The following is a 25,971-nucleotide window of genomic DNA, read 5'->3' on the forward strand; positions in this document are numbered from 1 at the left end:
CGCCCTAAAAAAACGGCTCGCTTGCGAGCCTCAGGAGCGCACATGATCCGTGATACCGAAACCCTGCAGATTCTGTTGGATTCCCTTCGTCAGTTCGTCAGCGAAGTGCTGATTCCCCGTGAAAATGAGGTGGCTGACACCGACGCAATCCCCCACGACATCGTCGAGCAGATGCGGGAAATGGGTCTGTTTGGTCTGACGCTCCCGGAAGAGTTTGGCGGTTTGGGCGTCACGATGGAGGAAGAGGTGAGTATCGCCTTCGAGCTGGGTCGCACTTCACCAGCGTTTCGCTCCTACATCGGTACCAACAACGGGATCGGCTCCATCGGCATCCTCTTGGACGGCACTGAAGAACAGAAGCATCACTACCTGCCCAAGCTGGCCAGCGGCGAGTTACTCAGTTCTTTCTGCTTGACTGAGCCCGACGCTGGCTCAGACGCCGCCTCGCTCAAAACCAACGCTGTACGCGATGGCGATAGCTACATTCTCAATGGCACCAAGCGGTTCATCACCAATGCCCCGCACGCCGGAATCTATACGGTGATGGCGCGAACCAATCCCGAAATCAAAGGCGCCGCCGGCATCAGCGCGTTTATTGTCGAGCGTGGAACACCCGGCGTATCACTGGGCAAGCCCGATCACAAGATGGGCCACAAAGGTGCTCACACCTGCGACGTTATATTTGAGAATGCACGGGTCCCGGCCAGCCAACTGATCGGTGGTGTCGAAGGCGTGGGCTTCAAGACCGCGATGAAAGTACTCGACAAAGGTCGGCTGCATATTGCCGCGTTGAGTGTCGGCGCTGCTGAACGGATGCTCGACGATGCCTTGCGCTACGCAATGGAGCGCAAACAATTCGGCAAACCGATCGCCGAGTTTCAACTGATCCAGGCCATGCTCGCCGACAGTAAGGCTGAAATCTATGCGAGCCGTTGCATGGTGCTGGATGCTGCACGCAAGCGTGACGACGGACGTAACGTTAGCACCGAAGCCTCCTGCGCCAAGATGTTCTCCACTGAAATGTGCGGACGGGTCGCCGACCGTTGCGTACAGATTCATGGTGGTGCCGGCTATGTGAGCGAGTACGCCATCGAACGCTTCTATCGGGATGTTCGCCTGTTCCGCATTTACGAAGGCACTACCCAGATTCAGCAGATAGTCATCGCCCGAAACATGATCCGCGACGCTCAACGCTGAGGCCCCGGGCTTTCAATTCCGATTCAAGTGCCCTCCCCCAATAAATACAAAAAAGGTAACACCATGGACGCTGCAGCTCAGGCGAGTGTGACTACGCACGCCAAAACCAGTACCTGGGTGCTGGTCTTCATCTTCTGCTTTCTTGGATTGTTGATCGACGGTGCCGATCTGATGCTGCTTTCCTACAGCCTCAGCAGCCTGAAGGCCGAATTCGGCCTGAGCAACGTAGAGGCCGGCAGCCTGGGTAGCTTTACCCTGGCCGGGATGGCCATCGGTGGCATCTACGGTGGCTGGGCCTGCGATCGCTTCGGCCGGGTGAAAACCGTTGTCTGGAGTATCGTACTGTTTTCCGTCGGCACCGCTGTGCTAGGCATGACGCATAGCTATTGGCAGTTCGCGATTACCCGTTTCGTGGCCTCACTGGGTATCGGCGCATTGTATGTGGCTTGCAACACGTTGATGTCCGAATACGTGCCCACCCGTTACCGCACAACAGTACTCGGCACCCTGCAGGCAGGCTGGTCAGTGGGCTATATCGTTGCGACGCTGCTGGCGGGTTGGATACTGCCGAGCCATGGCTGGCGCTGGCTGTTCTACATCGCGATTATCCCGGTGATCCTGGCCATGGTGATGCAACGTTTCGTGCCGGAGCCACAAGCCTGGATCAACGCTCAGGCCGAGCGCGCCAAGAAGAAAATCACGGGCGCCCAAAATCGGCTCTCCGAAAAGCGCGAAAGCATGTACAAGCTGATCTTCAGTGATCCGCAAGCTAGTCGGATGTTTATCTTCTGGGCCCTGACTGCCGGCTTTCTACAGTTCGGCTACTACGGCGTGAACAACTGGATGCCGACGTACCTGGAAAGCGAACTGGGCATGAATCTCAAATCCATGACCGGCTACATGGTCGGCACCTACACCGCCATGATCCTCGGAAAAATCCTTGCGGGCCTGGCGGCTGATCGGATCGGACGTCGTACCGTGTTCGCCTTTGGCGCTCTGGGGACCGCAGTGTTCCTGCCGGTTATCGTGCTCTTCCAAAGCCAGGAAAACATACTCTGGATGCTAGTGGTGTTCGGCTTTTTGTACGGCATTCCATACGGTGTGAACGCCACGTACATGACCGAAAGCTTCGAGGCAAAATTTCGCGGGTCTGCCGTAGGCGGTGCTTACAATATCGGGCGTCTGGGTGCAGCGGTTGCTCCGGCCGCTATCGGGTTCCTTGCCTCTCATGGCTCGATCGGTGTGGGTTTTCTGGTCATGGGCGCGGCCTACTTCATCTGTGGCGTGATTCCGGCACTGTTTATCAGGGACAAACAATTCGATCCGCAGAAGCAATAGACCTGCATCGCACGCATCGAGTGACAGTCGCGCGGCCATGAAAAAAGCTGGTTCTTACAAACGCTCCCCTTATTCACTCATTTTCGCTCCCAACGACTAGATACTTAATTTGTGCAGCTCCAAAAAGCCACTAATGACCGATAATTCATTATGATATAAAATTTTCGTCGCCCCACGACTGAGGAGGTTCTCCGGCGAGGCATCATCGCCACCAAGATGGCAGGCACGCGAATTCAATCCTGCCAGCTACTAGCACAGAGAGTGGAAAATGCAGCAGAACCAAGGTGCTTCACGCCATCAGACGGCGTGATGACAGTTTTCATTTGACCGACATCCCGCAATTTAGGAAGGAATGCACCCATGAATGCTCGTCAATTCATCATGTTTGCTCCGATTAAATTGGCCATCAGCAGTTGCGCAATCAATACCGTGAAACCGAAGGTTTCAACATCAGCCTTCTGGGAAGGATCGATGACAAAAGGCGTGGTTGCGCAATACGGCGGCCATAGTCAGAGACCAACCTCACCCCATCGATCACGTGAAAAATACGGGATTAGCGTACAGACTGCAGGCGCTAAAACTTGTCGATGGACACTTCTCCTGGACAAGTCCACAAGCCAGTTTTTTTGACGAATATGCGCTGGTCAGTGCCCTGTGGATGCAGCGGCGTGAACGTCAGATCGAGCAGAATCTGCGAGGAAAGACGAGCTGATTTGCATGAATGGCGACAACAGGACGATTGCAGCACTAGCCAGAGCACTACTGCATTCGCCCGTTGCTTTAAGTAACTTCATAGCTTCAGAAAGCCGTTCGGGAGATTCAACACACAGATCAATGTGTCGCGACGATTAGCCCTTTGGTCAATTACAGAGCTACCGCGATGGGACTACCGAAACACTGGTGCAACGCCTTGGCTCACTTATCAATTTCAGTACTTGGTGAGGGATGCAATCAACTGGCGATCAGCACCGCCAGAGGCCTGTAGGTAGATGTCATGTTTAGTGTCTGCACAATTGATGCAGATTCAGAGACGTTGCCATAGAGACGTTTCGCAGGAGGCCTATCCATCGGGAATGGAGGTCCGTTAGCATATGTCTTCAAACAACTTTAATCCGCAGGCCAAAACCTTCTATCGACCCATCGACGCAGCATTGCGTTGGTGCAACCTCACTCGTTACGAAACGCAGATAGTGCAAGCTGATTGGTCCTGTCCAGAAAAGCTAAGGACCCAGTTTCCCCAATGGCCTTGCCTGCAAGCCAATATCGAAAAAATTTATGACGCCGTCCGGAATGGCGAATTACCGTATGGCTGTTTCGGTATTTCGACGCCCCTGGGCACCCCAGTAGAACTCACTCTGTTGACGGTACGACACTCTGACCTGCGGCATTGGATGCAAATCTACTACCCCGATCAAAAACCCGAGTTTCTGTTCGGCGCAGACGACACTCAAGGAAAAATCAGCCTAGGTGTATACTTTTCGCTCCAGGCAGACCGTGATGCGCTCCTGCGAGAGAGGAATACTCTGAAGCATCAGCTCCGGGATGTTGAGGCAGACCTTCAGGAGCTGGGACTTGAGCAGGAAAGCCTAAAAGCTCTAGTAAAAACACAAGGACAGCTCAGCAAACGTAGTGAACATACCTACTTGCAGATCATTGGCGCCTTGCTTAATACCATGCTGGACTCTTCACCCGCGGGCAAGCCGCTTTCCGTGTTCAAAAATCAAACCGCGATTGTCGATGCTGTGACCGTACGCCATAAAGACATTCCCGGTCTCAGCAAGCGGACCCTTGACGAGAAATTTGCTGCGGCCAACCGTAGTCTCAACAAAAAAACTTGAGCCACGGCATTGCACTGCGACGCCCTTAATTGCAGTGCAATGACGCCCTCCCCATTCTGCTATTCAATTCAGGTCACTTCCCACCACGCGCCAATCGGCGCCAGGAGTGACCAGCATGCCCGCCCAATCCTCACCCATCGCTGAAATACCTCTACCGCAGGTCGAACGCCACATCATGCGCCGCGAAGAAGTCGAACGAAAAACCGGCTTCAAGCGTGCCCACATCTACAACCTGATGAAAGAAGGTAAATTCCCTCAGGCTAAACGCATTGGATTGCGTGCAGTCGGTTGAGCACTACCCCGTCTTGATCACCGCCACCTCACTGGATCAGTGAGTAAGGTCATGGCCGAGCATGCGATGGAGTCCAAACTCCGGCCAGCGGTGGAGCTGTATACCGTAGCGATCTGCGTCGCCGCCGCGGTGTTGTGCGTGAACTCGCCCTGGGCTGTGGCCCTCTCACCCGAGATCGGGCTGGTTGCGGCGCTGGCCTATACCCTATTCGGCCTTATCCGCCTGCGACAAGCCTGGGAGGTGCTGCGTTATCGACGCAATATCCGTCGGCTGCCCCGTTACGAGCTGACCAGTCGGCAGATTCCGGTCAGTCGTAAGCGTTTGTTCATGGGGCGCGGCTTTCGCTGGACCCGCCTGCACACCCAGCGCTTGGTAGAAGCCCAGGATCCGGCGGTCGCCCACTATGTCGACCAACCGACCTGTTATCGCCTAGCCCGTGGACTCGAACGGCGCCTGGAGCATGCACCGTTTCCGCTCTCGACATTGGCCCGTGTCACCGCCTGGGACAGTGCCTTCAATCCGTTGCGCCCTTTGCCCCCGGTAGGTGGCTCGCCGCTGTTGCATGGGGTCGAGCCCAATGAAACGGAAGTCAGTCTGCCGCTGGGCGAACGGGTCGGACACACCTTGGTGCTCGGCACTACTCGTGTCGGCAAGACGCGACTCGCCGAGGTGTACATCACCCAGGACATTCACCGCGTCGAACATGAGGTGGTCATCGTTTTCGATCCGAAGGGCGATGCCGACCTGCTCAAGCGTATGTACGTCGAAGCCAAACGCGCCGGACGGGAGAAGGAGTTTTATGTTTTCCATCTAGGTTGGCCGGAGATCTCCGCGCGCTACAATGCCGTGGGACGTTTCGGTCGTATCTCGGAAGTGGCATCACGCATTGCTGGGCAACTCAGTGGTGAAGGTAACTCTGCGGCCTTCCGTGAGTTCGCCTGGCGCTTCGTCAACATCATTGCCCGGGCTTTGATCGAGTTGGGCCGGCGTCCGGACTACCTGCAGATCCAGCGACATGTGGTCAATATCGACGCCCTGTTCATCGAATACGCCCAGCAGTTTTTCGCCAAGACCGATCCGAAAGCCTGGGAAGTGATCGTCCAACTTGAAGGCAAGCTCACCGAGAAGAACATTCCTCGACATATGGTGGGACGCGAAAAGCGGGTGGTGGCCATCGAGCAGTACCTGGCAGTGAAGCGGGTATTTGATCCGGTACTGGACGGACTGCGTTCGGCGGTACGCTACGACCGTACTTACTTCGACAAAATCGTTGCCTCGCTACTGCCGCTGCTGGAGAAACTCACCACCGGCAAGACCGCCCAGTTACTGGCCCCCAACTACACCGACCTAGATGACCCGCGACCGATCTTCGACTGGATGCAAATCATTCGAAAACGCGGCATCGTCTACGTCGGTCTGGATGCGCTGACCGACGCTGAGGTGGCCGCCGCCGTGGGCAACTCCATGTTCGCCGACTTGGTTTCGGTCGCGGGCCACATCTACAAACATGGTATCGACCACGGCCTGCCTCAGTCGGGTAGGAGCAGTGACAAGCTGCCGATCAACCTGCACGCCGATGAGTTCAACGAGTTGATGGGTGATGAGTTCATCCCGCTGATCAACAAGGGCGGCGGGGCCGGCATCCAGGTGACGGCCTACACCCAGACCCTCAGCGATATCGAGGCGCGAATCGGCAACCGGGCCAAGGCCGACCAGGTCATTGGAAACTTCAATACCTTGCAGATGCTGCGGGTGCGCGAGACCGCCACCGCGGAGCTGCTCACCCAGCAGTTGCCCAAGGTCAACGTGCTAACTAGAACCTTGGTGTCGGGTGCGACTGACACCTCCGATCCTGAAGCCAATACAGACTTCACTTCGTCCTCCCAGGATCGCGTCAGCAGCACAAACGTGCCGTTGATCGAGCCGGCTCACATCGTCAGCTTGCCCAAAGGGCAAATGTTCTCTTTCCAGGCCGGTGGCCAGCTCTGGAAAGTCCGCATGCCGTTGCCAAAACCCTCCAACGACGATGCCATGCCCAAGGACCTGCAGGAACTCACTCAGCGGATGCGGGCGGCCTACAACGAGCAGGCGGGGCAATGGTGGAGCGCAAGCGGTGGCGGCCCAACAACAAACTTCGATTGGGATCAGGTGGGGTAGCCCTACCCCACCACAGGTTTCGATTCAGCAGAAAACGATCCAGAAGACGTAGTGCCCACATCAACTCTGCAGCGCGCAATGGAGTGAACGATGGCGACTTCCGTCCAGAACACGCCGCCACAACCGATCCAGCGCCCGGGGTTGATCATCTCGGCGATCAGCCTGGTCCTGCGCATCATCGGCTTGCTGATTGCCTCGTTGTTGTTCTCGATCCTCACCGAGTTCGTCGGACTGCTACTGTTCTGGGGCGATCAGGGTTGGCGACACAGCCAGGCCATGTTAAATAGCGAATTGGGATGGCTCAGCGAGCACTTCAAAGCTTCACTCATCCTCCAACAACCCGGGCAAACGATCGTTCAAGTACTGGATTCTCTAAATCAGTGGCTGCTGGTCAAGACTGGCTTTGCGGATTTTGCCCGGCAGGCGCGGGTGTCGAGCCAGGGCAACGGCTTCTGGAGCTGGACCAATCAGCTCTACGTGAGCATTGAGGATTTCGTGCTGGCTGCAGTGTATGTGACCTTTACCTTCGTGGTGCGCCTGACCATTCTAGTCCTGGCAACACCACTATTTTTGTTGGCCACGCTCACCGGTTTTGTCGATGGTTTGATGCGCCGCGACCTGCGTAAGTTTGGCGCTGGGCGGGAAAGCAGCTTTGTTTATCACCGCGTCAAGCGAGCAGTGGCGCCACTGTTATTCGTGCCCTGGATCATTTACTTGTCTCTCCCCTTTTCGTTTAACCCTATGGCTGTGTTTTTGCCTTGCGCCATGCTACTTGGAGTGACAATGGCGATCACCGCAGCAACATTCAAAAAATATCTTTGACGGCTACTAATCGGCGTTCCAAAGTATCGGTACTACTACACAGTTTATTACAAGCGATCCGGGACTTGCTTGGCCATCTCTGCGCTCGAATAAAGCTATGCCGATCACGAATCGTTGAGCTTAATCAGAGGAAGATTTTCGATGGCTAATGGAGGGGCATAAAAAAACCGGAACCCTTATCAGATTCCGGCCTTCCCCGATGCGCAGGGATTAGTCAAATTTTCTAGCTAGACAACATAGCGGACATTCATCGGGATTGACTTTTCAACTGGACAACTGATCGCTCCAGAAGATTTCCGCGCAACAACTCACTAAGCTCAAGGCAAGGGATCAAACTTCAAATTTCTGAGGCTCTGCACTTTGTCCTCACGAACCATTTTGTAAGCGGTGTTTGGGCCGATCCAGCGATCCCAGATCGCATCGATCTCGCCGGCCTTTTCCATCGACGCCAGCGATTCGTTGACCTTGGCCAGAAAGGCCGGCTCATCCCGGCGCATACCCGCGCCAATTGGTTCGAGGGCCATCGGCTCCTTGGCCAATGCCAGTTCGACACCACTTTCCTTAGCCTGACCCACCAGTTTCAACGCGGTCATGGTGTTGGTCACCAGACCCACAACCTTGTTTTGCTGCAAGGCCATGTAGGCCGAGCCGGTGTCCTGGAACGTCACCGGCGTGGCCCCGGCAATCCGGATCGACTGCTCGGAGGTCGAGCCTTTGGTGGAGCTGATGCGCTTGTCCTTGAAGAAACTTTTCGGCTGATCGGCGTTGACCGCGCGCACCACCAGGGTTTCCTTGGCGATGTAGTACGGATCGCTGAACTGGATCTGTTCGGCGCGGGTCTTGGTGTAGGCCAGGTTGGCGAAGATCACATCGACGCGACCCATTTTCACTTCAGGAATCCGTGCTTCGACCGAAAGCGGCTTGAGTTCCAATTCGACGCCCATGGTCTTGGCCAAGGCCTTGCACAAATCGACGTCCATGCCCACCAGTTCGCGGGTTTTCGGATCAGGCGCCGAGAACGGCGGCACGTCGGCGTACACACCGCAACTCAACGACTTCTTGGCCATGATGTCGCTCAACTGATCGGCCTGCGCGACCGCAACAGCCAAAGGACCTAACGCCAGCGTGACAAACAGATGCTTCATACGCATGGAAAAAACTCCGGGGATGGGAAAGTCGGATGGCAGAGCAAGAAAAACCGCTGCGGCTCAATGAGCCCGCAGATCGGCGATAAAGCGTTGTGCTCGCGGGTGCGCGGGCTGATTGAAGAAGCTTTCGGGCGTGCTCTTTTCCAGAATCTGACCCGCGTCCATAAACCAGATGGTGTCGGCGACTTCACGGGCGAAGTTCATCTCGTGGGTCACGCACATCATGGTCATGCCCTCCTTGGCCAAGCCTTTCATCACACTCAGCACTTCGCCGACCATTTCCGGGTCAAGGGCACTGGTGGGTTCATCGAACAACATCACTGGCGGCTCCATGGCCAGTGCGCGGGCGATTGCCACCCGCTGCTGTTGACCGCCGGACAACTGCGCCGGATAGGCCCCGGCCTTGTGGGCCAGGCCAACCCGATCCAGCAATTGCATGGCCTGCTGTTTAGCTGCCGAACCTTTGAGGTTGCGGATTTTGCTCGGCGCCAGGGTGATGTTTTCCAGCACCGACAGGTGCGGGAACAGGTTGAAGCTCTGGAACACAAAACCCACCCGGCTGCGCAGTCGGTTGATGTGCGCGTCGGTGCCGTGTACGTCCTGACCGTCGAACAGGATCTGGCCTTTCTGGATATCTTCCAGACGATTGACCGTGCGGATCAACGTCGACTTGCCGGACCCTGACGGGCCGCATAACACCACCACTTCGCCGGGTTTCACCTCGGCAGTGATGTCGGTCAGTGCGTGGTACTCGCCGTACCATTTGTTGATGTTCGAAAACATGATCATTGGATGCATGGACGCAACCCTCTTCAATTATCGATGGCCAGCAAGGGGTCGGCAGCCACGGCCGGACCGCCGTTGCCCAGACGCTTGCGAGCGATACGGCGCTCCACCCAGCCGGCCAGATGGGTCAGGCCAAAACAGAGCAGGTAGTAGATGATCGCCAGGATAAAAAACACCTGAAACGGCTTGGTCAGTAACTGGTTATTGACCTGGTTGGCAGCGAAGGTCACTTCCTGGACGTTGATCACATAGCCCAGCGAGGTTTCCTTGATGATCGAGATGAACTGGCTGATCAGGCTGGGCAGCGCGTTGTAGAGCGCTTGCGGCAAAATCACCCAAACCGTCGTTCGCAGGTAACCGAGGCCCAGTGCACGGGACGCTTCGTACTGACCCGGTGGTAACGCCTGGATGCCACCGCGAATGATTTCGCACAGGTAGGCACTCTGGTAGATCACCAGGGTGCACAGCATGGTGACGAACCCGGTGATGTTGTGGCCGATCAGCAAGGGCACCAGGAAGTAGGTCCAGAAAATCACCATCAGCAGCGGAATACCGCGCAGCACATAGACCCACACCGTGGCCGCCCACCGCAGGCCCCTCCAAGGCGAAACCCGCGCCAGCGCCAGCAGCAAACCAAACGGGAATGCCAGCAACAACGCCAGTGCCGCCAGAATCAAGGTGCTGGCCAAACCACCCAGCGGGCCGTGCGGGTACTGGCCGATCAGAAACAGGGTCCAGTTTTGCTGCAGTATCGAAAAGAGATCGAACATGGTCGTCTACCTCGCCAGCGCTTTGTTGAAGCGTCGTGCCAACAGCGCGCCGAGCCCCATCAACAGCAGTGAAAAGACCAGGTAGAACACCGTGGCGACGAGGTAGGACTCGAACGTGCGGAAGGTGTAGTTCTCGACTTCGCGGGTGGCGTAAGTCAGCTCGACCACACCGATGGCCATGGCCAGGCTGGTGTTCTTGAACAACAGCACCGTGTGGTTGATCAGCGATGGCAGGCAATTACGCACGCCTTGCGGCAGGATCACGTAGCGCATCGAACGCACATACCCCAGCCCCAGCGCTCGGGACGCTTCGGTCTGCCCGGCCGGAATGGCGCGCAGGCCACTGCGGATGTCTTCACAGAAATACGCGGCCTGACACAACCCCAAGGCAATCACCGAGAACAGGTATTCAGTGCTGTAGTTGGCCAGCCACAGCTGAGTGGATTCGCTCAGCAACGTCGGCACACCGAAGTACCACAGCATCAATTGCACCAGCGTTGGCACATTGCGGTGATAGGACACGTAACCGGCCACCAGACGATCAGCGAGCTTGTTACCGGTCAGGCGCACGGTCACCAGCAACAGCGCGAGGGCCATCGCCAGCAGCCAGGCGAACAGCGCCAACTGCAGAGTTGTTTCGATGCCCTTGACGATCAGCTCGGCATATTCGCCTTGCAGAACCGCGGCCAAATCGAAGTCGTGCTTCATGGTCAATCCCTACGGGCATTGGGCTAGGGCAGAAATAAAAAGCGTCTGGCGAGCCATGACGTGGGTACCGCATGACGGATTGATCCGTTCTTCTGGTGCGTGCTTCGCAGGGAAAATCTCAGCCCTGGTAATCCTGCGGGCGAGCCGTGGATAGACCACCGGGCACTTGCAGGGTCGGGGTGATTTCCATGTGCCCGACGTTGACCGCAATCGGCGCGGCGATGGCAAACGCGATGGCGTCGGCAATGTCCTTGGCCTGGGGCAGCTCGAAACCTTCGACGAAGCGTTTGTAGGTCTCTTCGGAGTCACCGTGGACGTGGGCGAAAATGTCAGTGGCCACGCGCCCCGGACAGATCTCGGTGACCCGGACCCGCTTGCCGAAGGCATCGATGCGCAATTGCCGCGACAACATGCTCACGGCGGCTTTCGTCGCGTGGTACGTGGAGTTGCCGCCGAAGTTATACGCGGCAGCAATCGAACTGATGTTGATGATGTGGCCGCAGTCACGCTCGACCATCCCCGGCAACGCCAGACGCGCCAGGTGCAGGACCGCCCGCAGGTTGACGTCGATCAGCAAGTCGATGCCTTCAGCGTCGGCCTTTAGAATCGAACCCGGTTTGTCGACCCCGGCGTTGTTCACCAGAATGTCGAACTGCTGGGTTGCAAACAGGCGGGTCAACCCGGCCAGGTCGGTGACGTCGATGGCGTGTGCGATGCAACCGGTTTTCGCGGCCAGTTCTTCGAGCTTGTCAGCACTGCGAGCCAAGGCATGCACCTGCACGCCTTCCTGGCATAGGCGCTCGACGACGGCGGCGCCAATCCCGGAAGAGGCGCCGGTCACCAGCGCGGTTTTGTAATCTGAAAATGGCATGAAGTTGTCCTCGTATTACGTGTGCGGATCACTCAGTGATCGCGATGACTTCGACTCTATCCAGCCCTGAAGCCGTGGACCAAGACGGAATGACTGTGTGGCAATAAGCGCTGCTTATGACCGTGCAACCGTTACGCCAAGAGCTGCGATATCGGTGTGATAGAACCGCCCGCCAGCAGGATTTCTCGACGGATGGTGCGGGCCAGTTCCACGGCACCGGGTGTGTCTCCGTGCAACAGGATCGAATGTGCCGGCACCGCGAGGTGCTTGCCGTTGAGGCTGGTCACGGTGCCCTCCTCCAGCAACTGCCGAACCCGTTGCAGCACGGCTGCCGGTTCTTTGATCACCGAGCCTGGCACCTTGCGCGGCACCAGCAGGCAGTCATCGTCGTAGGCGCGGTCGGCGAGAAACGTCGTGGCGACCCGCAAGCCACATTTTTCAGCGGCGTTTTCGATGGCCCGACTGCTCGATGAACTGATAATCAGCGTCGGATCGAACGCCGCCACCGCACACACCAAGGGCTCTGCCAGCGCAGAATCGGCCGCGACCATGTTGCCCAGTGCGCCATGAAAGCTCATGTGCGTCATACGGTGGCCATTGACCGCTGCCATCCCGGCCAGCGCGCCGAGCTGATACACCACGTAGGTCGCCAGCTCCTTGAGCTCGATGTTCATCTGCCGCCGACCGAAACCCATCAAGTCGGGAAACCCCACATGGGCGCCCAGATCGATGCCGCCGGCCTTGGCCAGGCGCACGGTGTTATCCATGATCAGCGGGTCGCCGGCATGGAAACCGCACGCCACGTTGGCCGATGAGATCAGGCTCATCAACGCTTCATCTTCACCCATACGCCAAGGCCCGAAGCCTTCGCCCAGATCAGCGTTCAAATCGATTTTCATCACTTGCCCTCACTCGTCATGCCGCGTCCAGGCGCATGAACGCCTCGCCATAACCGACAGTCGTGCCACACACCGTCAACACCGCCGCCACTCGTCCGGCCTTCTGGCTGCGGACCGGCAAAAGCAAGTCGCCGACTTGCAGCAACGCGACCAGTTGCCCTGGCTCCACCCGACTGCCGACCGATACCAGCACCTCGCTCTGTTGCGGGTGCGTCAGCAGAAACCGGCCCAGGCCGGGGGTCTTCAACAGCTGTTCATCCGGCGCCTTCGAAGCTTCTGGCGCCGTGATCTGAACCGGTGCCGCGACCTCGTCGACGCTACGTTTGAGCACCAGATGCAGCCCTGGACGACGGATTTCCGCGCCAGCCAGGTGGGTCTCCTTGAGCCACACCGCCAACTGGCGGATTTCCTGATTTGTCATGTCTGAATGTCCTTAGCGCGAGGCTAGCCCGTGAAGGTCAACCAGGCGGCTGACCTCCGCGAGATAGCGCGAATTGTCTTCCAGGGCCGCGACGGCTTCGGCATAGCTGCACTCGATAAACCGTACCTTGCTGCCAATCGGCGCCTGACCCAGACGCCAGAGATCGGCCTCGATCACGGTGCCAAATTTCGGATAACCGCCACTCGGTTGCGCATCGCGCATCTGGATGATCGGCTGGCCACCGTGGGGCACCTGAATCACGCCGGGGACGATGCCGTGGGAACGGACTTCCATCGGCGCCTTGGGCAATATCGGCGCGCCTTCGAGCCGGTAGCCGTAGCGGTTGCTCTGGGTCGTGACCTTCCACTCGCCAGCCCAGAACGCGGCACGGGATTCTTCCAGAAAGCACTCGTATTCGGCCGCAGGCAGTACGCGCATCGCCGGCAGTCCATCGCGTTGCAATGGCAAGGCCTGACTGGGTGACACGACCCCAAAATCCGTGGGCAGCGTGCTCATGCCGGGACGCAACGCCGAGACCTGGTCGCCCTGCTGCAAGGCTCGCCCCTGCAAACCACCGAACTCACCGCGCAACTGAGTGCTGCGCGAGCCGAGCACCGACGGCACGTCGACACCGCCGGCCAGACACAAGTAGGCGCGACTGCCGGAGCTGGGATAGCCGAGGCTCAGCACCTGGCCTTCCCGAGCCTGCGCCGCCCAGAATGGCAACAATGGCTGACCGTCCAGGGTCGCTTCGCAGGCCGCACCGGTGAACGCGAAGGCACAGTCCTGCGTAAACCGTACTTCGAACGGGAACAGCGGAATCTCGATGGCCGCCGCGTCTTCGGGATTACCCAGCAGCAGATTGCCCAGCGCCAGCGCCAAATGGTCCATCGCGCCGGAGGTTCCGACGCCATAACCGAGGCTGCCAAAGCGGCCGAAGTCCTGCACCGTGGCCAAAGCAGTGGCCGATAAAATCTCGATCATCGAATGATCCTCTCGATGCGCAAACGCAACATGTCGCCCGGCCTGAGCATCGCCGGAGGGTTTTGGGTCGGGTCAAAAAACGACATTTCAGTTCGGCCGATGGTGTTCCAGCCGCTGGGGCCGGCCGAGGCAGAGACACCGGTTTGCACCCCGCCAATCGACACCGAGCCGGCGCCAATGCTGATCACCGGCACCTGGCGTCGTGGCGTGGCCAGGCGCGAATCCATGCCGCCGAGGTAGCAATAACCCGGGTGGCTGCCCAAGGCATACACCGGGTACAGCGGCTCGCAATGCAGGTTGGCGATGGTTTCGATGTCCAGCCCGGTGTGCGCCACCACATCATGGATGTGCGGGCCGAACTCGCCGCCGTAGACCACCGGCAATTCAACAATCCGGCCTTCCAGTGGCAATGGCTGACTGGCCTCCCATGCTTCCAGCAATCGCTCGCACAACCCGTTGAGGTCACGTGGCGGCTTGATGAACGTCAGCATCAGGTTGTTCATGCCCGGGACCGCTTCGTGGACCTCGGCCCACTCCCCGGCTTGCAAGGCCAGGCTCCAAATGCGTTGTTGCGGTGCCAGATCGAGCTCGCCCGGCGCTTCGAATAACAAGGCCGTGGACCCCAGCAGGCTGATGTGCGGACGCGGCGAAACAGATGCTGTGTTCATGTCAGACTCCGTTGTTGCAACCAGCGCTCCAGGTGATGAATGTCCACGCCGCCGGCACAGAACGCCGGGTCGTCGAGAATGTCGCGGTGCAAGGGGATGTTGGTCGAGATGCCTTCCACGACCAGCTCACTCAGGGCCAGGCGCATCCGCGCCATCGCCTCATCGCGCGTCGCGCCGTGGGTGATGACCTTGGCCACCATCGAGTCGTAATACGGCGGCACCCGATACCCGGTGGTGACGTGGGAATCGACCCGCACACCAAAGCCACCGGGGACTTCCCAGCGCTGGATCAGCCCCGGCGTCGGCATAAAGGTGATCGGGTCTTCGGCGTTGATCCGGCATTCCAGCGAATGGCCGTTGAGCTGGACGTCCTGTTGACGCAGTTCCAGCACTTCACCGCGGGCCATGCGCAATTGCTGCTGGACGATATCGATGCCGGTCGTCATCTCCGTCACCGGGTGTTCGACTTGTAGCCGGGTGTTCATCTCGATGAAGAAGAACTCGCCGTCCTCGTACAGAAATTCGAAGGTGCCGACGCCGCGATAGCCGATCTGCCGGCACGCGGCGGCACAGCGCTCACCGACCTTGGAGATCAGTTCCGGATCAATGCCCGGCGCCGGCGCTTCTTCCAGGACTTTCTGGTGCCGACGCTGCAACGAACAATCGCGGCAGCCGAGCCAGATCGCGTGGCCATGGGCATCGCACAACACCTGGATTTCCACATGCCGTGGATGGCCGAGAAACTTCTCGATGTAGAGCTCCGGATTGCCGAAGGCCAGCCGCGCTTCTTCACGGGTCAGGGCGATGGCGTCGAGCAATTCGCCCTCTTCCTTCACCACGCGCATGCCACGACCACCGCCACCGCCGGCGGCTTTGACGATCACCGGGTAACCGATTTCACGGGCAATCGCCTGGATGCTGGCATCGTCGGTGGGCATGACCGAATCAGGCCCCGGCACGCAGGGCACGCCGGCTTCACGCATTGCCCGTTTGGCCGCGACCTTGTCGCCCATGGTGCGAATGCACGCGGCGCTCGGCCCGATAAAGGTCAGGCCGGCGTTTTCGATACGCTCGGCAAACCCGGCGTTCTCCGACAGAAAACCGTAACCCGGATGGATCGCCTGCGCGCCGCTGACCTTGGCCGCGAACAGCAGCGCCGCCTGGTTCAAGTAACTCTGGCTGGGTGACGCCGGCCCGATGCACAGGGCCTGATCGGCGTTTTGCACATACTGTGCGTGGCGATCGGCCTCGGAGTGCACGACCACGGTTTGTATCCCCAGGCCGCGGCAGGCACGCTGAATGCGCAGGGCGATTTCGCCACGGTTGGCGATCAGCACTTTGTCGAACATTGAATTCACCTGAAAGAGGATGGGCTTTGGATCAGCCGAGGCGGAACAGCGACTGTCCGGCTTCGACTTCGGCGCCACTGCGGGCAAGGATCGCGGTGACCTGACCGGCGATTTTGGCCTTGACCGGGTGGAACATTTTCATCGCTTCGAGGATCGCCAGGGTTTGCCCTGCTTCGACCTGATCGCCGACCGCGACAAACGGTGCTTCCCCTGCGGCGGGCGTCAGATGCAGGACGCCATACAGGCTGGCCTTGATCTCGGTAGCGGCCATCGCCGGGGTGTCTGACGTGGGCAAATTCGCGGCCGGTGTCGGCGAAGGCTCCGCCATCGACTCGGTCGTCACGACCTTCCCCGTCTGCTTGAAAAGACGAATCGTACTGTCGCCTTCGGTCAGACTCAGTTCGAGCAGATCGGATTCGGCGAGCAAATCGATCAACCCCTTGATGCGTTCTGAATCCATGCGTGGGCCCCTGCCTGTCGAGCGTGTCTGAGTGGATGAGGTCAATGTAGCGAGCCCGTCCGACGGCGACCAAGACGCTTTGGCTTTGGGGTGATAAGCCGTCCTTATGACCGCTCAGATCAGGCTGCCGCGCATCTCCGCGACCAGTTCCAGCAGGATTGCCTTGACCGCTTGGGCCGGCACCGACAACGGCAGGTGACCGGACAGACACAGGGCCAGCGGCGCCTCGATTTCAGGTTCGACAATGCGGCACATGTGTACGGAAGTGGCGGCGACCATCACCCGCGCCGAGGATTCGGGCAGGATCGTCGAGCCGAAGTGCTCGGCGACGGCGGCGGTCAGGGTGACCGATGATTCGATTTCCGCCACCACCCGCGCGCTCATGCCAATGCGCTGGAAGGCTTCATCCGCCAATCGCCGCATGACGTTGTAGGGACGCGGCAGAAGCATGTCCATGTCGGCGAGTTCGGCCAGGGGAATCTCGTCCAGCGCGCTGACCGCCGGATCGGCGCTCACCAGGTAAAGGTTCTCGCGCAGCAGCGACACGAAGCTCAAGCCATGCACTTCGCGCCCGCCATAGAGCACAGCCATGTCCATCCGGCCGTTCATGATCAACTCGCTCAAAGTGGTGCCGAAGTTTTCATTGAGGTACAGCAAAATGCCCGGATGGCGCTCGCGCACCCGGCGCAACAGCGGCAACGAAAGCGTCGATGCGGCGGTGCCCGGCGCCAGGCCGACCGACACCTGCCCGGACAAGGCATGCCCCGTGGCATTGATGTCGCTTTGAGCCTGCTCGCACTGCCGCAAAATGATCTGCGCATGACCGTAGAGCACCTTCCCAGCCTCAGTCGGGGTGACCCCACGTTTGGTCCTGATCAGCAACTGCTGTTGCAACTCCGCTTCCAGCGTGGCCAGTTGCTGACTCAGTGCCGGTTGCGCGACATGCAGCACATCGGCAGCCTGGGTCATGCTGCCGATATCGACGAGTTTCACGAAATACTTCAAACGACGCAGGTTCACGGTGGCGGTGCTCTTGCTCGAAAAAGGGAGACAGCCCTCAGGCTTTAGCAAGAGCCAGGCCAGCCCCGACAAGTCGCGCGCGGGGTTAAAGCCAAGGCCCAACCATAAGCCTTTGCTATGGCTGGATCGTGGCGACCTCGATCAACCCCCGCCACGGCCATACAGGCTTGACTGCACCAACCTGGTGCGAGCACTGCTCAGTTCCAGCCATAAGCGATTCCTATCCGACCAGAACGATCTCATCTTATGGCTGCCCGGTGAGCGACTCGTACTGTAGGACCTCGTCAACGTCATCAACGAGGAACGACACGTGACCGCCTCCCGCATCGCCGCCCGTGTGCAACGCATCAAGCCGTCCCCCAGCAGCGCCGCTTCCGACCGTGCGAACGAACTTCGCCGGCAGGGCAAATCCATCATCAATCTGGTGGTCGGCGAGCCGGACTTCGATACCCCGGTGAACATTCGGCAAGCGGCCAGTGCCGCCATCGAACGCGGCGAAACCCGTTACACGCAAAATGCCGGCACCCCGGAACTGCGTCAGGCAATCGTCGACAAGCTGGCACGGGAAAACGGCCTGACTTACGTGGCGAATCAGATCCTGGTCACCAGCGGCGCGAAGAGTGCGATTTTCAATGCCTTCGCCGCCACCCTCGGCGCGGGCGACGAAGTTCTGATTCCGGCGCCGTACTGGGTATCGTACCCGGACATGGTGCTGGCCTGCGAAGGCGAACCGGTCACCCTCGCCTGCCCGGAAGAACACGCCTTCAAGCTGACTCCGGAGCAACTGCGCGGCGCGATCACCGAACGCACTCGCTGGTTGCTGCTCAATTCGCCGAGCAACCCGACCGGTGCCAGCTACAGCGCTGCCGAACTGCGCGCCCTGGCCGATGTGCTGCTCGATCATCCGCAGGTGTTGCTGATGACCGACGACATCTACGAACACATCCGCTATGAAGGCCTGGATAACCCGCACATCCTCGCCATCGAACCGGCGCTGACCGAACGCACCCTGGTGGTCAACGGTGTGTCCAAGACCTACGCCATGACCGGTTGGCGAATCGGCTACGCCGCTGGCCCGGCTGATTTGATCGGCGCCATGGCGACCCTGCAATCGCAATCGACCAGCAATGCTTGCTCGGTCAGCCAGGCCGCCGCGGTCGAAGCGCTCAACGGTAACCAGAGTTTCGTCAAGGACAGCGTGGCGGTTTACCAGCAACGTCGGGATCGTTGCCTGGACCTGCTCAACGCCATAGATGGCTTGAGTTGCCGCAAACCCGATGGCGCGTTTTATCTCTATGTGAACTGCTCGGGGCTGCTCGGTAAAACCACAGTTCAAGGCAAGCAGTTGAACACCGATTACGACGTGGTCATGTACCTGCTGGAAAGCCAGGGTGTGGCCGTGGTCGCCGGGACCGCGTATGGATTGGCGCCGTTCTTCCGGATGTCGATCGCCACCGACATCAAGACCCTCGATGAAGGTTGTTCGCGGATTGCCGCTGCCGTTGCGGCGCTGAGCTGAGGAACGACCATGACCGTGGCGACCCACCCGCCCCTGAGCTTTCGGCAAGCGTTGCTGGCAATGCTCGGCATCTCACTGGTGCTGATGCTTTCGGCGCTCGACCAGACCGTGATCGGCAATGCCTTGCCGAGCATCGTCGCCGAGCTCAAGGGGTTCGAGCTCTACGCCTGGGTGGCCACGGGGTACATGCTGGCGTCGATTGTCACCATCCCGATCTTCGGTCGACTGGGCGACTATTACGGGCGCAAACCCTTCATCATCGCCGCCACCGTGATCTTCACCCTGGCGTCGCTGGCCTGCGCCGTGGCCAACGACATGCTGTGGCTGGTGATCGGCCGCGCCTTGCAGGGTGTCGGCGGCGGCATGTTGATCGGCACCGCGTTCGCCTGCATCCCGGAACTGTTTCCCGACACCCGCCAACGCCTGCGCTGGCAGATGTTGCTCAGTGCCTTGTTCAGTGTGGTCAACGCCATCGGGCCTGGGTTGGGCGGCTATCTGACCGGGGCCTACGGTTGGCGTTCTGTGTTCTACATCAACTTGCCACTGGGCTGCCTGGCATTGTTTTTTGCCTGGCGCTACCTGCCTTATTACCGCCCGCAGCAACGGGCAACAATCAGCCTCGACTGGCCGGGCGCATTACTGATTGCCTTGGCGCTGGGCAGCCTGCAATTGTTCGTCGAATGGCTGGGCCATTCCAGTCTGATATTGAGCACGGTGCTGGGACTGAGCTGCATCGCGGCAACCCTCGCCCTATGGCACTGGGAACGTCGCTGCCAACACGCGTTGCTGCCGGCGGCGTTACTCGGATTGCCGAGCATGCGCCTGTTGTTTCTGCTGTCAATGGCGGCCGGGGCGATCATGTTTTCGTTGTTGTTCTATCTGCCGCTGTTACTGCAAGGCGGCTACGGCTACACGCCCCAGGATGCCGGTCTGCTGATTACGCCACTGGCGCTGAGCATCACCCTGGGCGCCATCGTCAACAGCCGTATCGTCACCCGTTTGCGCAATCCAAACCTGTTGCCGCTGGGAGGTTTTGTAGCGCTGCTACTGGCCTGCCTCGGGCTGGCCATCGCCGGACGCAGTGCTTCGTTTAATGCGCTACTGGGCTTGATCCTGCTGGCGGGACTTGGCCTGGGTTTCATCCTGCTGAACCTGACGGTCTTCACCCAGACCCTCGCCGAGCGTCAGTTCCTCGGCATCGCTACGGCGCTGACCCAATCGCTGCGCCTGGTCGGTGGATTGCTGGGCACGGCGGGAATGGGGGTATTGGTCAACCTGCTGTACAGCGCCAACCTGCAACGACTTTTCATTGCCCAAGGGCACCTCGACGGACTGGCCTTGTACGCAGACCCGCAGGTCCTTTTGCGCCCCGAGGCTGACCTGCTCGCACACCCTCAATGGCTGAACCTGGCCCGTGATGCACTGGCCCAGTCAGTGGGCGTCGGCCTGCTGCTGTGCGCCGGGCTCGGCGTGTTGGCGTTGTTCATCCTGTACCGCTTGCCGCCCGTTAAACTGAACGTTTCACCGGCCATCGTCGCTCCTGAAAAACAATAAAAACTTCTACTGCCGCTTTTGACTGCCTCTCACAACATTCGACAACTCATGGGGATGACTCCGATGGAGCTTTTCAATCGCGCACCTAAAGTAGTGGCCGGCATTTGCGGCCTGATTATCGCTCAACAGGGTTACGCCGCCGGTCTGGTGGAAGACAGCAAGCTCAGTGTGCTGGCCCGTAACTTTTTCAGTAATGCCGACAACCGCAGCGGCGCCGCCGACCCCAATTACACTCAGGAATGGGGCCAGGGTTTCATCGCCAACTTTCAGTCAGGCTTTACTCAGGGCACCGTCGGTTTCGGCATGGATGCGATTGGCATGTTCGGGGTGCGGCTGGACTCTGGTAAAGGTCGGCACTACAACCCTGAAAGCAAGGCCTTCAACGGCAATATCTTCCCGACCGACAGTGATGGGCGTGCCGTGGATGAGTTCGGAAGCCTGGGCCTGACGGCCAAGGCGAAGTTCTCCAACACCGAACTGAAATACGGCACGCTGGTGCCGATGTTGCCGGTGGTGATGTCCACCGACCGCATGCTGCAACAGACTTTCAATGGCGGGCAGATTCAGTCCAAAGAGCTGGAGAATTTCACTTTCACCGTGGGCCAGTTGGAGCACGTCAAAGGTCGCGGTTCAAGTAACCAGATGGGCATGTCGATTCCCGGCGCGAACAACGCGCAAACCGGCGAGTTCGTGAACAAGTTCTACTACGGCGGCGTGGATTACAAAGCCACCAAAGACCTGACGTTGCAGTACTACTACGGCAACCTGGAGGACTTCTACAAACAGAACTTCCTCGGCCTCAAATACGATCTGAAGGTGGGTCCCGGCACCCTGCGTACCGACCTGCGCCACTTCGACAACCGCTCCGATGGCGCCAACGGCCACGACCCCGACTTCTACACCTTTGGCTACTACGGCAACGGCGTGACCAAAGGCAAGGTCGACAGTCGCCTGGACAGCGCGCAACTCACCTACCTGGTCAACGGCCACACCTTCGCCGCCGGCCTGCAACAAGTCAGCGGCGACAGCGATGCGGTCTGGCTGAACCAGGGCGACGGTTCTACGGCTTACTTCATGACGGAGTCGATGATCGGCAAGTTCCAGCGCGCCGGGGAAACCACCTGGCAGGTTCGATACGGCTATGATTTTGCGACGGTAGGCGTTCCTGGTTTGAGCTTCTTGGGAATGTACGAAAGCGGCTCGAACATCCGTACCCCTGATGGCGACAAGAAAGAGTGGGAACGCAACCTGACCGTGAGCTATGTGGTCCAGCAAGGCCCGCTCAAAGACCTGAGCATTGCCCTTCGCCACGCCTCACTGCGCACCGGTGTGTCCACACAACGGGACAGCGACGAGCATCGAGTGATCATCAGCTACGCGCTGAACATTCTGTAAGGCATCGAAACCCGGCGTCACGCCGGGTTTCGTCTCCTTTATGATGCTCATCTTTCCAACAGACGCTGATGTAAAGATGACCCGAGCGTCATCGCCAATCTATCGAGCACGGATTGGGGTTACCCCATAAACCTAAAACCCAGATTCAATCGACCTCCACCTCAATTTCCGCTGCGTATCTTGATAAGGAAAAAGCGATTCCTCATATCTCGCTTTTCTTACTGCCCCGCCCACCCTTTTAACTTGATTCTGGTTCCATATGACTATGGGCCAGCATCATGCCGACTACTGCTTCTCGCTACCTGTCTCTACTCTCGCTGGTACTTGTCCATGGCGGTAGCTATGCCGCATCTGCTCATGAACAGAGTCAACTCAGTCTGGTCCTGCAGCAACTCGATGCTATCGAACGCCTTGCAACACGAGCCGAGGCAGCCAGCCCATCTGAATCTGTCGAGCGCTATCGCTTTGACTACCCCCGCCTGTCTCAGGACATCCAACGTATTCGCCAGGGCGTGCAGGATTATATGTCCCCCTCCCGCGCTCAGCCCCGTGATCCCGCCGAACTGGTCGGTGATTACCGTCTAGACACACTGCCCGCGAAGCCGTTGCCATGAGCATGACTGAGGCTCAGGCCGCTGCCTTCCAAAACGCCTCCGGCTTCTCGGCACAGAGCAGTTCGACACTGTGGTTGTCCCTGATTCTCGTTCTGGCTTTTTTGTGGTGTGCCTGGGTGATGTGGACGGCTTACCGGGGATGGGCCACCGGCAGTGTGCGGTTTGGAGCCTTCGGTGGCAGCGCCGCGCGCGTGCTGCTCACCTTGCTGGTTTTGATGTTCTTCACCCTTTCCTAACCTTGGAGATCGCCGCCATGCTCAAGTCCTTAGTCCCCCTGAAAAACAACCTGCGTGATCGTGCGAGCCAGCGCTTGATCGGTCTGCTGCTGGTGCTCGGTCCAAGTTTGGCTTTTGCCGAACTACCGACCATGGAAGCTCCTTCACGCGGTGAAGGTTCCGGGTTGATCGAGACGATCAAAAACTACGCCTACGACGGCGGCATCCTGCTCGGCCTGCTGATCGCCCTGCTCGCTTTTCTCGGTGTGGCTTGGCATTCCCTGACCGTCTATGCCGACGTGCAAAACCAGCGCAAGACTTGGAAAGACCTCGGCGCCGTAGTCGGCATCGGAGCCCTGCTGGTGGTGATCATCATCTGGTTCCTGACCAAGGCTGCTGCAATTCTGTGAGGTCGATATGAACGACACTATCGAACGCTTTGCCGACGGCACCTTGGCCTTTCTGCCAGAGCGACTCAATCGTGATCCCGCCGTATTGCGTGGTTTGACCAATGATGAGATGTGGGTAGCGCTCGGCACCGGCGCTGTCATTGGCCTGCTGCTAGGCGTTCCTCTGGCGATCGCCACCTCGTCTATTGCCGTTGCGCCGACCAGCATGATCGCAAGCATGGCGCTGGTGGTATTTGCCGGTGGTACGCTTTTGCGTCGGGCCAAACGGGCTCGCCCCGAGACCTGGTTGTACCGCAAGCTCGAATGGATACTCGCCAGCCGTTGGCGCCTGGGGCGCGGAAGTTTGATTCTCCACTCCGGCGCCTGGACGATTCGCCGTTCGCGTCGACTGCGCCCTGCCCTTTCCCAGTGGCAACAGCCTGATCATGATCAGCAACCACCTCAACTTGGTCGAGCAGCAGCGGCAGAGCGCGGAATCAATCTCCAGTCGGACCGCCGAGTTTCTGGCTGCCGGCGGGCAAATCGCCCAACTGAAAAGCCCGCCGCGCAACCCGCTGCCGCCTTCCAGCTCACAGAAAATCGACCCCGGCACGGTCCTCAAGAGAAAGCCTAAGGCGTTGACAGCCGCTGATCGAAAGGCTCTCCGGTTAATGGCGGACTCGCTATGAGTAAACGCAAACAGCACAACCTCAAAGCCCGCATCGACCGATCATGTCGTTCTTTGCTGGCCACCAACCACGTCGCAGTGGTGAACATCGATCCCAGCGGCCACTAGGGCATGATCAATTACAAGTCGCTGAAGAACATCGCGCCCGGGAAGATTGGCCAGGCCGTTTGTAGCATCCCCCACCGATGGACGATCTACCTCAGCGCTCTCTGTATTGATGCTCGCGGCGACCGCTACAGCAAGTCGATTGAGGTGGCTCCAGACGGAGTCTATCTCTCCGACCACCTGGAAGACGTGATCGAGCGCTGCTACAAGGATTTGCGCGACTCAGCCAACCAAAGCCAGATGGTGGCTTCTGGCTGGATCGCGGTTCCGGAATCCTTGTCGCTCGACGAAGCTCACGCAGCGCGAATTTTTGAAGCGGTCGGGGCCTGGAATCAGGTCAAGGTAGCAGCGTGAGACGGTTCCGCGTTCAGCAACGAAAACGACAAACCTGGCTGGCGATGCCGGCCAGTGGCATAGAAGAGGTTGACCATGGCCAAGAGTGGACAAGAACGATCGGCGAAGGCCGCCGAGAAACGGATCGAGTACGACGAGAAGGAATTACGGCATCGCTGCCGGTTGGGCACTCGGCAGAAGCTTGACGAGTTGATAGCCTGGAACGGCATCGAGGAAATCAACGAGGCGGTGCAGAACCTGATTCTAAACGCGCATGCCCTAGGCCCGAATGGGTCGGCCAAGGTGATGGCAATCCCGCGACACGAAATCGTATTTAGCGAAAACGTGTCGCGGGCATTTGAGCGGGAAAGCCTGCGCGAGCTAAGTAAAGACCCAGGCGACCTACCGAAGCACATGATGAATGCGCTCCAGAGTTAAGTGGCGGAAAGCTGCTCCTTGTATTCCTTGGTGTACCCAACAGCCAGCGACTCTTTCTGCTTATCGTCCAGAATCTTACCAGCCATCTGGAAGAACTTTTGCTCCTCCTCTTTCAAGTGGTGATGCACTTTTTCAGAGAGCTTTTTGGCGGTAACCAGCCAGCCGGGGGTGGACATCTCTATCTCGTCCAGCTGCTCCATCAACTCATCCATTTCGTGGTGTTCTGAAATGGCGTGACGACTCAAGTCAACGCCGTCGTCGTACTCCATTAGCGGCATGTAGAAAAAGCGCTCTTCCGCAGTTTCGTGAGCTTGGAGCTCAGATTTGAGCTGTTTGTACGCCTCGACGCGCTCCGGGCTTTCTCCACTGGTCTGGATAAGTGCATCAGCGTAGGTGCGCTGCCGTTCATGGCTCTCACGCAAAGCTTCGAAGATATTCAATGGCGTTTCTCCAAGATCACTTCCAAATACGAAAGCAATTCTGATTAGACCTCTTCGAGAGATCGCCGGTTCCACAACCACCCCACTGTCGCATCCGGTCACGGAGGGCGGCGCCTACTCGACTTTGATCTTCACGTTTGGCTCTGACGACATCGTCGGGCGACGCAACTCTGGATCGTTCGCATCAAGGCAACGGAATTGCAGTTCGGCATTTGCATAGCGACCGTAGCCGGAATCTCGGGATGCTTCTTTCACAGGCATAAGCTGCTTCCCTTTGTTTTCACAAAAGACATTGGCTTCCTGGTACAGCTCAGCCTTGACGGCTCCGCCGCCGAAGGTGGTGAAGCTGCCATCCTTCGCGAGCATGTATGTGTCGCGCCCCATCGGCACGATGCCCGGTCCAGAGCAACCAGCGATAAGTAGGGTGATCGTTGAAACCAATAAAAGCCGCATCGGCAACATTCCTTGTGGTGTAGGGAAGCTGGCCATCACTCTGCCACACCCGAAAACATCCAACCACTGTCGCATCCGGTCACGGAGGGCCCAACTGGAG

The 25,971-nt window shown here is 58.7% G+C and carries 28 protein-coding genes and 2 pseudogenes; 16 read left to right on the forward strand and 14 right to left on the reverse strand.

What is annotated here, in order from left to right; genetic code table 11:
* Positions 1 to 42 precede the first annotated feature (42 nt).
* The 7 genes from ACA057_RS18015 (at position 43) to ACA057_RS18045 (ending at position 7,644) form a co-directional block, all read left to right on the forward strand.
* Positions 43 to 1,197, forward strand: a complete 1,155-nt coding sequence (locus ACA057_RS18015; protein ID WP_497340983.1) for an acyl-CoA dehydrogenase family protein — start codon at positions 43 to 45, stop codon at positions 1,195 to 1,197.
* Between the two features lie 63 nt (positions 1,198 to 1,260).
* A complete protein-coding gene (locus tag ACA057_RS18020; protein WP_497340985.1) occupies positions 1,261 to 2,535 on the forward strand; it encodes an MFS transporter in 1,275 nt (424 codons plus the stop codon).
* Positions 2,536 to 2,895: 360 nt separating this feature from the next.
* Entirely contained in the window at positions 2,896 to 3,165 is a 270-nt protein-coding gene (locus ACA057_RS18025; RefSeq protein ID WP_497340987.1) for a hypothetical protein, read from the forward strand.
* Positions 3,166 to 3,626: 461 nt separating this feature from the next.
* Complete coding sequence (locus ACA057_RS18030) at positions 3,627 to 4,373, forward strand: hypothetical protein (RefSeq protein ID WP_497340989.1); 747 nt, start codon at positions 3,627 to 3,629, stop codon at positions 4,371 to 4,373.
* A gap of 115 nt (positions 4,374 to 4,488) precedes the next feature.
* Positions 4,489 to 4,665: an AlpA family phage regulatory protein gene (locus ACA057_RS18035; protein ID WP_497340991.1), complete on the forward strand. Its 177-nt coding sequence runs from the start codon at positions 4,489 to 4,491 to the stop codon at positions 4,663 to 4,665.
* Between the two features lie 51 nt (positions 4,666 to 4,716).
* Positions 4,717 to 6,822, forward strand: a complete 2,106-nt coding sequence (gene traD / locus ACA057_RS18040; protein WP_497340993.1) for a type IV conjugative transfer system coupling protein TraD — start codon at positions 4,717 to 4,719, stop codon at positions 6,820 to 6,822.
* A 90-nt stretch (positions 6,823 to 6,912) separates the two neighbouring features.
* Positions 6,913 to 7,644 carry a TIGR03747 family integrating conjugative element membrane protein gene (locus ACA057_RS18045; protein ID WP_497340995.1) on the forward strand — a complete coding sequence of 244 codons (732 nt, stop codon included), beginning with the start codon at positions 6,913 to 6,915 and terminating at the stop codon, positions 7,642 to 7,644.
* 317 nt (positions 7,645 to 7,961) lie between these two features.
* Here the strand turns inward: ACA057_RS18045 and ACA057_RS18050 are convergent, their stop codons facing one another.
* The 12 genes from ACA057_RS18050 to nac form a co-directional block, all read right to left on the reverse strand.
* Positions 7,962 to 8,795, reverse strand: coding sequence for an ABC transporter substrate-binding protein (locus ACA057_RS18050; RefSeq protein ID WP_497340997.1), 834 nt, complete (start codon positions 8,793 to 8,795; stop codon positions 7,962 to 7,964).
* Positions 8,796 to 8,852: 57 nt separating this feature from the next.
* Entirely contained in the window at positions 8,853 to 9,581 is a 729-nt protein-coding gene (locus tag ACA057_RS18055; RefSeq protein WP_193901681.1) for an amino acid ABC transporter ATP-binding protein, read from the reverse strand.
* A gap of 23 nt (positions 9,582 to 9,604) precedes the next feature.
* On the reverse strand, positions 9,605 to 10,348 hold the full coding sequence (locus tag ACA057_RS18060; RefSeq protein ID WP_497340999.1) for an amino acid ABC transporter permease: 744 nt from the start codon (positions 10,346 to 10,348) through the stop codon (positions 9,605 to 9,607).
* A gap of 6 nt (positions 10,349 to 10,354) precedes the next feature.
* Positions 10,355 to 11,056 (reverse strand): amino acid ABC transporter permease, encoded by a 702-nt coding sequence (locus ACA057_RS18065; RefSeq protein ID WP_018609115.1) that lies wholly within the window; start codon positions 11,054 to 11,056, stop codon positions 10,355 to 10,357.
* Positions 11,057 to 11,174: 118 nt separating this feature from the next.
* Positions 11,175 to 11,927, reverse strand: coding sequence for an SDR family oxidoreductase (locus ACA057_RS18070; protein WP_214510666.1), 753 nt, complete (start codon positions 11,925 to 11,927; stop codon positions 11,175 to 11,177).
* A 131-nt stretch (positions 11,928 to 12,058) separates the two neighbouring features.
* Entirely contained in the window at positions 12,059 to 12,826 is a 768-nt protein-coding gene (locus ACA057_RS18075) for a LamB/YcsF family protein (RefSeq protein ID WP_497341002.1), read from the reverse strand.
* A 16-nt stretch (positions 12,827 to 12,842) separates the two neighbouring features.
* Positions 12,843 to 13,247: an acetyl-CoA carboxylase biotin carboxyl carrier protein gene (locus ACA057_RS18080; protein ID WP_497341004.1), complete on the reverse strand. Its 405-nt coding sequence runs from the start codon at positions 13,245 to 13,247 to the stop codon at positions 12,843 to 12,845.
* A 12-nt stretch (positions 13,248 to 13,259) separates the two neighbouring features.
* Positions 13,260 to 14,231, reverse strand: coding sequence for a 5-oxoprolinase subunit C family protein (locus tag ACA057_RS18085; protein ID WP_497341006.1), 972 nt, complete (start codon positions 14,229 to 14,231; stop codon positions 13,260 to 13,262).
* Positions 14,228 to 14,899, reverse strand: coding sequence for a 5-oxoprolinase subunit PxpB (pxpB, locus tag ACA057_RS18090; RefSeq protein ID WP_497341008.1), 672 nt, complete (start codon positions 14,897 to 14,899; stop codon positions 14,228 to 14,230). Before pxpB ends, ACA057_RS18085 begins: the two co-directional genes overlap by 4 nt.
* Positions 14,896 to 16,248: an acetyl-CoA carboxylase biotin carboxylase subunit gene (accC, locus tag ACA057_RS18095; RefSeq protein WP_497341010.1), complete on the reverse strand. Its 1,353-nt coding sequence runs from the start codon at positions 16,246 to 16,248 to the stop codon at positions 14,896 to 14,898. The genes pxpB and accC overlap by 4 nt, the downstream gene beginning before the upstream one ends.
* Positions 16,249 to 16,279: 31 nt before the next feature.
* Positions 16,280 to 16,708 carry an acetyl-CoA carboxylase biotin carboxyl carrier protein gene (locus ACA057_RS18100; protein ID WP_497341012.1) on the reverse strand — a complete coding sequence of 143 codons (429 nt, stop codon included), beginning with the start codon at positions 16,706 to 16,708 and terminating at the stop codon, positions 16,280 to 16,282.
* Positions 16,709 to 16,822: 114 nt separating this feature from the next.
* The gene (gene nac, locus ACA057_RS18105) at positions 16,823 to 17,728 is read right to left on the reverse strand and encodes a nitrogen assimilation transcriptional regulator NAC (protein ID WP_497341014.1); all 906 of its coding nucleotides are present in this window, start codon (positions 17,726 to 17,728) and stop codon (positions 16,823 to 16,825) included.
* Positions 17,729 to 18,038: 310 nt separating this feature from the next.
* Between nac and ACA057_RS18110 the strand changes: the two genes are divergently transcribed.
* The 9 genes and pseudogenes from ACA057_RS18110 (at position 18,039) to ACA057_RS18150 (ending at position 24,978) form a co-directional block, all read left to right on the forward strand.
* Positions 18,039 to 19,247 (forward strand): aspartate transaminase, encoded by a 1,209-nt coding sequence (locus ACA057_RS18110; protein WP_497341016.1) that lies wholly within the window; start codon positions 18,039 to 18,041, stop codon positions 19,245 to 19,247.
* A gap of 9 nt (positions 19,248 to 19,256) precedes the next feature.
* Positions 19,257 to 20,801, forward strand: coding sequence for an MFS transporter (locus ACA057_RS18115; RefSeq protein WP_497341018.1), 1,545 nt, complete (start codon positions 19,257 to 19,259; stop codon positions 20,799 to 20,801).
* A gap of 63 nt (positions 20,802 to 20,864) precedes the next feature.
* Entirely contained in the window at positions 20,865 to 22,196 is a 1,332-nt protein-coding gene (locus ACA057_RS18120) for an OprD family porin (RefSeq protein ID WP_497341020.1), read from the forward strand.
* 278 nt (positions 22,197 to 22,474) lie between these two features.
* Positions 22,475 to 22,810 carry an integrative conjugative element protein, RAQPRD family gene (locus tag ACA057_RS18125; RefSeq protein WP_497341022.1) on the forward strand — a complete coding sequence of 112 codons (336 nt, stop codon included), beginning with the start codon at positions 22,475 to 22,477 and terminating at the stop codon, positions 22,808 to 22,810.
* Positions 22,807 to 23,046, forward strand: coding sequence for a TIGR03758 family integrating conjugative element protein (locus ACA057_RS18130; RefSeq protein WP_497341024.1), 240 nt, complete (start codon positions 22,807 to 22,809; stop codon positions 23,044 to 23,046). Before ACA057_RS18125 ends, ACA057_RS18130 begins: the two co-directional genes overlap by 4 nt.
* 17 nt (positions 23,047 to 23,063) lie before the next feature.
* Positions 23,064 to 23,435 (forward strand): TIGR03745 family integrating conjugative element membrane protein, encoded by a 372-nt coding sequence (locus ACA057_RS18135; protein ID WP_497341026.1) that lies wholly within the window; start codon positions 23,064 to 23,066, stop codon positions 23,433 to 23,435.
* A gap of 7 nt (positions 23,436 to 23,442) precedes the next feature.
* Positions 23,443 to 23,850, forward strand: a pseudogene (locus ACA057_RS18140) (TIGR03750 family conjugal transfer protein); the annotation flags it as partial.
* 249 nt (positions 23,851 to 24,099) lie between these two features.
* A pseudogene (locus ACA057_RS18145) lies at positions 24,100 to 24,561 on the forward strand (hypothetical protein).
* Positions 24,562 to 24,636: 75 nt separating this feature from the next.
* The gene (locus tag ACA057_RS18150; RefSeq protein ID WP_497341028.1) at positions 24,637 to 24,978 is read left to right on the forward strand and encodes a hypothetical protein; all 342 of its coding nucleotides are present in this window, start codon (positions 24,637 to 24,639) and stop codon (positions 24,976 to 24,978) included.
* Here ACA057_RS18150 and ACA057_RS18155 read toward each other — a convergent pair.
* Both ACA057_RS18155 and ACA057_RS18160 read right to left on the reverse strand, forming a co-directional pair.
* Entirely contained in the window at positions 24,975 to 25,418 is a 444-nt protein-coding gene (locus tag ACA057_RS18155) for a hemerythrin domain-containing protein (protein WP_497341030.1), read from the reverse strand. The genes ACA057_RS18150 and ACA057_RS18155 overlap by 4 nt on opposite strands.
* A 114-nt stretch (positions 25,419 to 25,532) precedes the next feature.
* The gene (locus ACA057_RS18160) at positions 25,533 to 25,907 is read right to left on the reverse strand and encodes a hypothetical protein (protein WP_497341032.1); all 375 of its coding nucleotides are present in this window, start codon (positions 25,905 to 25,907) and stop codon (positions 25,533 to 25,535) included.
* Between the last annotated feature and the right edge of the window lie 64 nt (positions 25,908 to 25,971).

The sequence above is a fragment of the Pseudomonas sp. LBUM1661 genome (genome assembly GCF_059695925.1).

Bases quoted from the DNA above. Each gene is read 5' to 3' on its own strand.
- ACA057_RS18015 (WP_497340983.1), top strand. From the start codon at position 43: ATGATCCGTGATACCGAAACCCTGCAGATTCTGTTGGATTCCCTTCGT.
- ACA057_RS18160 (WP_497341032.1), bottom strand. From the start codon at position 25,907: ATGGCCAGCTTCCCTACACCACAAGGAATGTTGCCGATGCGGCTTTTA.
- ACA057_RS18025 (WP_497340987.1), top strand. From the start codon at position 2,896: ATGAATGCTCGTCAATTCATCATGTTTGCTCCGATTAAATTGGCCATC.
- ACA057_RS18125 (WP_497341022.1), top strand. From the start codon at position 22,475: ATGCCGACTACTGCTTCTCGCTACCTGTCTCTACTCTCGCTGGTACTT.
- ACA057_RS18035 (WP_497340991.1), top strand. From the start codon at position 4,489: ATGCCCGCCCAATCCTCACCCATCGCTGAAATACCTCTACCGCAGGTC.
- ACA057_RS18060 (WP_497340999.1), bottom strand. From the start codon at position 10,348: ATGTTCGATCTCTTTTCGATACTGCAGCAAAACTGGACCCTGTTTCTG.
- ACA057_RS18080 (WP_497341004.1), bottom strand. From the start codon at position 13,247: ATGACAAATCAGGAAATCCGCCAGTTGGCGGTGTGGCTCAAGGAGACC.
- ACA057_RS18020 (WP_497340985.1), top strand. From the start codon at position 1,261: ATGGACGCTGCAGCTCAGGCGAGTGTGACTACGCACGCCAAAACCAGT.
- accC (WP_497341010.1), bottom strand. From the start codon at position 16,248: ATGTTCGACAAAGTGCTGATCGCCAACCGTGGCGAAATCGCCCTGCGC.
- ACA057_RS18050 (WP_497340997.1), bottom strand. From the start codon at position 8,795: ATGCGTATGAAGCATCTGTTTGTCACGCTGGCGTTAGGTCCTTTGGCT.
- ACA057_RS18130 (WP_497341024.1), top strand. From the start codon at position 22,807: ATGAGCATGACTGAGGCTCAGGCCGCTGCCTTCCAAAACGCCTCCGGC.
- ACA057_RS18115 (WP_497341018.1), top strand. From the start codon at position 19,257: ATGACCGTGGCGACCCACCCGCCCCTGAGCTTTCGGCAAGCGTTGCTG.
- ACA057_RS18120 (WP_497341020.1), top strand. From the start codon at position 20,865: ATGGAGCTTTTCAATCGCGCACCTAAAGTAGTGGCCGGCATTTGCGGC.
- ACA057_RS18065 (WP_018609115.1), bottom strand. From the start codon at position 11,056: ATGAAGCACGACTTCGATTTGGCCGCGGTTCTGCAAGGCGAATATGCC.
- ACA057_RS18135 (WP_497341026.1), top strand. From the start codon at position 23,064: ATGCTCAAGTCCTTAGTCCCCCTGAAAAACAACCTGCGTGATCGTGCG.
- ACA057_RS18075 (WP_497341002.1), bottom strand. From the start codon at position 12,826: ATGAAAATCGATTTGAACGCTGATCTGGGCGAAGGCTTCGGGCCTTGG.
- ACA057_RS18070 (WP_214510666.1), bottom strand. From the start codon at position 11,927: ATGCCATTTTCAGATTACAAAACCGCGCTGGTGACCGGCGCCTCTTCC.
- ACA057_RS18150 (WP_497341028.1), top strand. From the start codon at position 24,637: ATGGCCAAGAGTGGACAAGAACGATCGGCGAAGGCCGCCGAGAAACGG.
- ACA057_RS18085 (WP_497341006.1), bottom strand. From the start codon at position 14,231: ATGATCGAGATTTTATCGGCCACTGCTTTGGCCACGGTGCAGGACTTC.
- traD (WP_497340993.1), top strand. From the start codon at position 4,717: ATGGCCGAGCATGCGATGGAGTCCAAACTCCGGCCAGCGGTGGAGCTG.
- ACA057_RS18100 (WP_497341012.1), bottom strand. From the start codon at position 16,708: ATGGATTCAGAACGCATCAAGGGGTTGATCGATTTGCTCGCCGAATCC.
- ACA057_RS18045 (WP_497340995.1), top strand. From the start codon at position 6,913: ATGGCGACTTCCGTCCAGAACACGCCGCCACAACCGATCCAGCGCCCG.
- ACA057_RS18030 (WP_497340989.1), top strand. From the start codon at position 3,627: ATGTCTTCAAACAACTTTAATCCGCAGGCCAAAACCTTCTATCGACCC.
- ACA057_RS18055 (WP_193901681.1), bottom strand. From the start codon at position 9,581: ATGATCATGTTTTCGAACATCAACAAATGGTACGGCGAGTACCACGCA.
- pxpB (WP_497341008.1), bottom strand. From the start codon at position 14,899: ATGAACACAGCATCTGTTTCGCCGCGTCCGCACATCAGCCTGCTGGGG.